Source organism: Komagataeibacter melaceti, from assembly GCF_003403295.1.
Lineage (GTDB): Bacteria > Pseudomonadota > Alphaproteobacteria > Acetobacterales > Acetobacteraceae > Komagataeibacter > Komagataeibacter melaceti.
Genome location: NZ_QUWV01000188.1, coordinates 1 through 5,881, shown reverse-complemented (window position 1 = coordinate 5,881; position 5,881 = coordinate 1). Strand labels below are relative to the sequence as shown.

3 protein-coding genes, 3 pseudogenes and 1 other annotated feature are annotated in these 5,881 nt (G+C 48.3%); of the genes and pseudogenes, 2 read left to right on the top strand and 4 right to left on the bottom strand.

Annotated features, from left to right (window positions below; genetic code table 11):
• Nucleotides 1-63 precede the first annotated feature (63 nt).
• Nucleotides 64-423, bottom strand: a pseudogene (locus DY926_RS15770) (IS110 family transposase); the annotation flags it as partial.
• Between the two features lie 262 nt (nt 424-685).
• A pseudogene (locus tag DY926_RS15765) lies at nt 686-1,320 on the bottom strand (IS3 family transposase); the annotation flags it as partial.
• An 8-nt stretch (nt 1,321-1,328) separates the two neighbouring features.
• On the opposite strand from DY926_RS15765, the pseudogene DY926_RS17640 reads away from it, so the two are divergent.
• Nucleotides 1,329-1,445 (top strand): annotated as a pseudogene (locus DY926_RS17640) (ATP-binding protein); the annotation flags it as partial.
• Nucleotides 1,446-1,494: 49 nt separating this feature from the next.
• Complete coding sequence (locus DY926_RS15755; RefSeq protein ID WP_116704224.1) at nt 1,495-1,887, top strand: hypothetical protein; 393 nt, start codon at nt 1,495-1,497, stop codon at nt 1,885-1,887.
• Between the two features lie 729 nt (nt 1,888-2,616).
• On the opposite strand, the gene DY926_RS15750 is transcribed toward DY926_RS15755, so the two are convergent.
• Together DY926_RS15750 and DY926_RS17115 are read right to left on the bottom strand one after the other, a co-directional pair.
• A protein-coding gene (locus DY926_RS15750; protein ID WP_116704223.1) for an IS3 family transposase occupies nt 2,617-3,827 on the bottom strand; the annotation gives its coding sequence in 2 pieces (ribosomal slippage) (nt 2,617-3,542 and nt 3,542-3,827; 1,212 coding nt in all).
• Nucleotides 3,433-3,549, bottom strand: a sequence feature (AL1L pseudoknot). Its footprint overlaps the gene before it by 117 nt.
• A 430-nt stretch (nt 3,828-4,257) precedes the next feature.
• On the bottom strand, nt 4,258-5,445 hold the full coding sequence (locus DY926_RS17115) for a hypothetical protein (RefSeq protein ID WP_148707826.1): 1,188 nt from the start codon (nt 5,443-5,445) through the stop codon (nt 4,258-4,260).
• Nucleotides 5,446-5,881: the final 436 nt, after the last annotated feature.

The following is a 5,881-nucleotide window of genomic DNA, read 5'->3' as shown; positions in this document are numbered from 1 at the left end:
TCTTGCGCGTAACCTTGCCCATAAAACCCGTTCTCTCTCAGGTCGGATTATAGCTTATTGCCCTGTCCGAAAAATGGGGACCACCTCTTGAGCGGCGCTCTGGGCATCCAGGTCGTCACTTTTACCACGCCGGCGGCGATCATGCCGATCAGGCGCCGTAACTTCCAGTACCTCGACCCCGGCGGCTTGCAGAAAGCGCAGCAGCCCGGCGCCGTAGCTGCCGGTCGATTCAACCCCGACACGCAGAAGATCGCCCGCCGCGCGCATCCATGCCAGCATCTGTCGATAACCCTGTCGTGTCGCGGGAAAACTCTGTGTGCCCAGCACATGATCCTGCTCATCGACGATGGTTGCAACATGCAGATCCTTGTGGGTATCGACGCCACCAACGACCACGCGCGTCGTTTTTTTGTTTCCATCCATGACCGTGCTCCTGGCTGATCGCTGTCAATGGCTCAGCCGCGGCCCGCTGCATGGACAGGACAGTCACGAGACCAGTCAGGTCAGGCCCTTCTCGGGTCACAGGCAATGGCCGAGGCAAAGCCTCTCCGCGAGGTGCTCCCGGGCGGTCGACAGGTCCAGGGAAAGACACAACGGTCGATCAGAGTGCGGGTCAGACCGCACCGGGCACCTCGCAGCGCCAGTCTACCTTGGTCGATCAGTGTTTGAGACAAACCGTCCGGGAGCTGGCAACCATCTTCTGACTATCGGAGTGGATCAGCACTCGGCTTTTGGGCTTTCGTCGCCAGATGGCCATATGGAGCGCCTGCAGTACCACATCCGAGGTCTGGCGGCTCTGCATCGACCAGCCCACCACACGACGCGAATAAAGGTCGAGTACGACTGCAAGGTAGGCAAACCCTTCCATGGTGCGGATGTAGGTGATGTCTGTGACCCACACCCTGTCGGGTGCCTCGACATCAAACTGCCGGGCCAGCGTGTTGTCGATGACCAGAGATGGCCTGCCACTATGGCTACCTGGCCGCCGCCTGTAGCCAATCTGCGCTTTGATGCCCGCCAGTTTTGTCAGGCGTGCCACGCGATTCGGACAGCAGGTCTCGCCCTGATCGAGCAGATCATCGTGCAGCTTACGGTAGCCATAAACCCTGCCACTGTCGTTCCAGGCCTGACGGATCAACGTGGTCTGTCGGATGTCCTCGCAAGCCCGTCGGCTCAGTGCTCCTTCCGCCAGGCATAGTAACCACTGGGCTGTACGGCCAGACAGCGGCACATCGCCCGAACTCCAAAACGATCACTATGCTCGGCAATGAAGGCGTATCTCACTTTGCATTCCTGGCGAAATACGCGGTAGCTTTTTTTAGGATGGCGCGCTCCTCGATCGGCTGACCCATCACTGTCATATCCTCGAGACAGGAAATGACAGCTACAGGTTCCGCGCCAGCACCGCCGCGTCAAAAAACAGAAAGGACAGATCCTCTTCTTGACCGCCCGCCCGACTATGCCTGAAATAGCAGCTGGCTGGGTCAATTTCTGATGAAAAACCCGGGTCAGTTCTCAGTGAAAATCAACATATGGGGCATCAGGGGGATATCTGCTGATGTCCGGCAAGCTGTGATTACACAGAGCCAGAAACAGGGCATGAAAGCCGGAGAATGGCTGACAGTGGCTATTCTGGAAAAAATCAAACAGGACAGAAACGCAGGCAAAGCCCTGGTGGCTAACAATGGAAAACCTGCTGTCAGTGCAGAGGATGCCTCTGCCGTTTTTGCTTTGCTGGAACGGCTTCAGGGAATGGGAATTGAACCTCCTGAACGAATGAAAAAACAGGCAATCATGATGGTCAGGAGGTGTATTTCCTCTAAAAAACTAAACATTGAAAGCTATTTTTGTTATCTTATATATATAATTACAAATTTTCTGAGTTAAAATTTCTATTGGATACAATGCAGTGGCTAATATGATACTTAACACAACACCTGATGTTGCAATCGCAATAGCCATCAATGGGGTGGGGTTGAAATAATAATATTTCGTTATTAAGTAACTCGTAAACGATATCAAAATAGGAAATTGGAAAAGAAATAGGGGAAAAGATATTTTTCCTAGGAATTGGACAGGTTTGCTATCTAAAAATTTACACGCTTCTGTATTAGACAACAAAGACAATGTCAGAAAGCCAGATTTAAGAAATAGGAAGCCAATTGAAAAATAAAAATTCTTAGAAATTATTTCTATCATAAAAAATATTGTTATAGTCATTGGTGCATAATATTCTGAGTATTTTTGTGTTTTTATATATTCGAAAAAACCTATTTTCCTTGCGTAGGATAATAAAAACCCAAGCGCAAAACACGAAAAAAAGTGTCTGCTCGTACGCCGAAAGTGAAAAATACGATAAGCAAGAAAAATGGGATTATATATGGGAGTTTTTATATATAAGGAAAAATAAGGAGAATAGGAAAAAAGAGCCAAGTAATTCAAAATGCATAGTCTATAGGAATGGATTTAAAGGGTTTTTAGGGTGTTTTCCAAAGACAGATATGAAGGAGAATTTAAAAATATCTACGACATGAGGTGGATATTTTAGAAACTCTCCAAGCCAATCTTGTCTATTTTGAATTGCCCCGGGTTTTATGGAGACGTTTTTTATCTGAACTACGCGGCTAATGCATGTGATTTCTGTTGTGCATAAAAGCGAGCTTCAGCTTCTGCTGGGGGGATGTTTCCAATGGAGGACAGTATCCGTCGATTGTTGAACCAGTCGACCCATTTAAGTGTTGCCAGTTCAACCGCTTCCCTGTTTTTCCATGGCCCCTGCCGATAGATGGGTTCGGTTTTGTAGAGCCCGTTAATGGTTTCCGCCAGAGCGTTATCATAGGAATCTCCAACGCTTCCGACAGAAGCAACGAGACCCGCTTCAGCCAGTCTTTGCGTGTAGCGAATGGACACATACTGACAGCCGCGGTCTGAATGGTGGGTCACTTTTCCCTCAGGCCGCCTCTGGCACAGAGCCTGCTCCAGGGCGTCCAGTACGAAGTTGGTATGGGCAGTGGACGAGACGCGCCAGCCCACAATCACGCGGGCAAACACATCAATGATGAAGGCCGCATAAACAAAGCCCTGCCATGTGGAAACGTAAGTAAAATCCGAAACCCAGAGCCTGTTGGGGACTGGAGCATGAAACTGGCGCTGCACCAGATCCTGTGGGCAGGGACGTTGCGGATCAGGCCGTGTGGTTCTGATCCCCTTGCCACGCATAACGCCTTTAAGTCCCATCTGGCGCATCAGTCGCTCTACCGTGCAGCGGGCGATAGTCCTGCCCTCGCGTCTGAGCTGATGCCAAACCTTACGCGCTCCATAGACACAAAAATTATCGTTCCATACTCTACGGATTTCATCGCGCAGCTCTTTGTCTTTCTGGCTGCGCACACAGGGATTTTTCTGTCTGGCAACAGTTGCATAATAGACAGATGGCGCAATCAGCAGGATCTTGCAGATTGACCCGACACCATATGTCTGCCGATGCTTCTCAATGAAGCGGGTCATGGCCTGAACCGGCGGTCGAGTTCCGCCTGGGCAAAATATGCCGACGCCTTACGCAGGATTTCATTGGCCTGACGCAATTCGCGGTTCTCTCGCTCCAGTTGCCTGATCTTCTCCCGATCAGGCAACTCACTCACCGCAGGTGCATTGGCCCGCTCATGCAGACGGGTCCATTTTGACAGCGTGTCAGGATGAATATCCAGTTTTGGAGCGATCATCATCACCGCAGACCACCGCGAAGGATGGTTCTTCTCTTCCTCCAGAACCATGCGGGCTGCACGTTCACGAAATTCAGGCGGAAAACGCTTCGATTTATTACTCATGACTATACTCTTACCTCACGGGTCGTTCTGTCTCCATAAAACCCGGGGCAATTCAATCGTATTGCGTGACAGTCCCGTCCGGCGTTCGATCTCGCGGATCGGAAGATGATCCCGGCAGTGCCACCGACGGATCACACTCAGAAGCTCCATGTCAATCACTCCTCAAACCCCCAGCAGATGCTGCCGGGGAGTGTGAAGGCATGGGTCAAATCTCGATGAAAATTTCCGCCCTACCCGGGTCAGTTCTCAGTGAAAATCAACAATATACGCTTGGAAAGTTTATAGTCGGCGTTTCAACGTCTGCCGAAGGATTGGTAGACGTCGTGAACGTGAGCGCTGCGAATGACTGTTTTGGTCTTTCCCTTCCAATAACCGATTTCGCTGAGTTTGGGCGCCCGATAAGGTACCTATCGGCGATACGGGCGCTGAGTCATATTTCCTCAGAAGACAACGGCTGCACGGGTCCTTCACTTTCTTCCATCATTTGAATGGACTTAATTATAATAACCGGAATGTTTCTTTTTTTCTTAGACTTATAATAATGCTTCTTATCATTCCTGAATCGGTCAAATTGATATTTAATAATTTTTCCGTCTTCGGAAAACTCCACATTATAAAGGGAAGCTCGATTATTATAATATTTAAAAAAAATATCGTCACCTCCTCTGGTGGACCAAATTGGATTTAAAAGAAAATAGGGAGGAAAAATTAATGACAAAGGGATTTTTTTTATTTTAGCCAGAGATCCAGTCGCGAGCGGAGAAATCCCGGCGAATACGGTTTGTGAGGGTGTGTTTTTACAGACTAAATCGTAGATTGTTTGGCATAGAACATCCCAATCAGTTGCAATACCAGCACTACCTTTCGGCTTATAAGAAGCCCCTACTTCTAAGAGGCCTCTTATTGTGGGAAGCTTGTTTCCTTGTAAAAAAGTTCTTAGGAAGTCACCAAACTGAGTGTCACAGCTCTGTCCTAAAATTGCCCCTCCCAACATCCACCAAGACGGCCATACTGAATGAAGAGGAGGATTAGGCGGAGAACTAGTCCTAGGCGCGGCAAGATACCAGCCAAAGGGAAAAGGGGAGCTTTTATGTCCTGCCAAATCAAAAATACGCGAGATGTAGGGCCCTGAACTCCTTGACCGCTCGTAAAGTTTGAAAGGCGGCCATTTACTTAAAAGATCTAATTCTTTACGTGTACTGCTATCAGGGGTATTAGGCTGGATTGGAATAGTTGGAGCACTTAACTGCATCTTTGATGTGGCTATTTTAGCCTGTAGTACGACCGCACGGGCGTTCGAAGAAATTATTACGCCACTCGGGCTGATTATTTCCTCAATGCCAAATATAATTGCGTCTCCGATCTCTCTTTTATCTGCCACACCAGGTTTTGCGTACGGCATTTTATCAATGTATCCGAGCTCTACACTCAAGTTCGCTATTGAAGCACCAGCGGAGAAAACCCGCCTCATCATGGATTTATGTAAATCATCTAGGAAAGGTGCATCAAAGAGCTTCGATAGCTGTTTTAGTTCACCACAACGATAGTGGGTAGAACTATAGTTCCAAGTTTTATTGTTTATGTCGCTTGCAACGGATGCATCAAACCATCTATACATGAAATAATTTCCAAACGCACCAAGATGAATTATATTTCCTTAAAATTACCTTCGGATACGTCCCGCGTCAAAGTCTTAAAATCATAATGGAAATTATAACATCTAATGATTTCGATTGTCTGCCAGCACGCCTCTTTTGCCAAAACCGGACGGCCCGCTTTTCCCAAAGGCCGCCTGTCTGCTCAGTAATATGAACCAGACAGGCGGCAGTCGCCCTCTTCGCAGACATACAGTTCCTGAATCTACCTTTCCGTATAACGGACACGGTTTGGCCGTCTGCTCTCTACAAATAAAATACACAAAGAGCTTTATTGGGACTTTCCCTATGTATAAAAATGTCGATGGTTATGACGTGCCCCCCGGAAATGTAACCATTTAAAAGTAGAGTCCGATCGAGAAGGATACGGACGGATGAAGCGCAGTCGTTTTACGGAAG

What these genes read in the sequence shown, in the direction of transcription:
- DY926_RS15755 (WP_116704224.1), top strand. Translation starts at nt 1,495, where the DNA reads ATGAAAAACCCGGGTCAGTTCTCAGTGAAAATCAACATATGGGGCATC.
- DY926_RS17115 (WP_148707826.1), bottom strand. Translation starts at nt 5,445, where the DNA reads ATGTATAGATGGTTTGATGCATCCGTTGCAAGCGACATAAACAATAAA.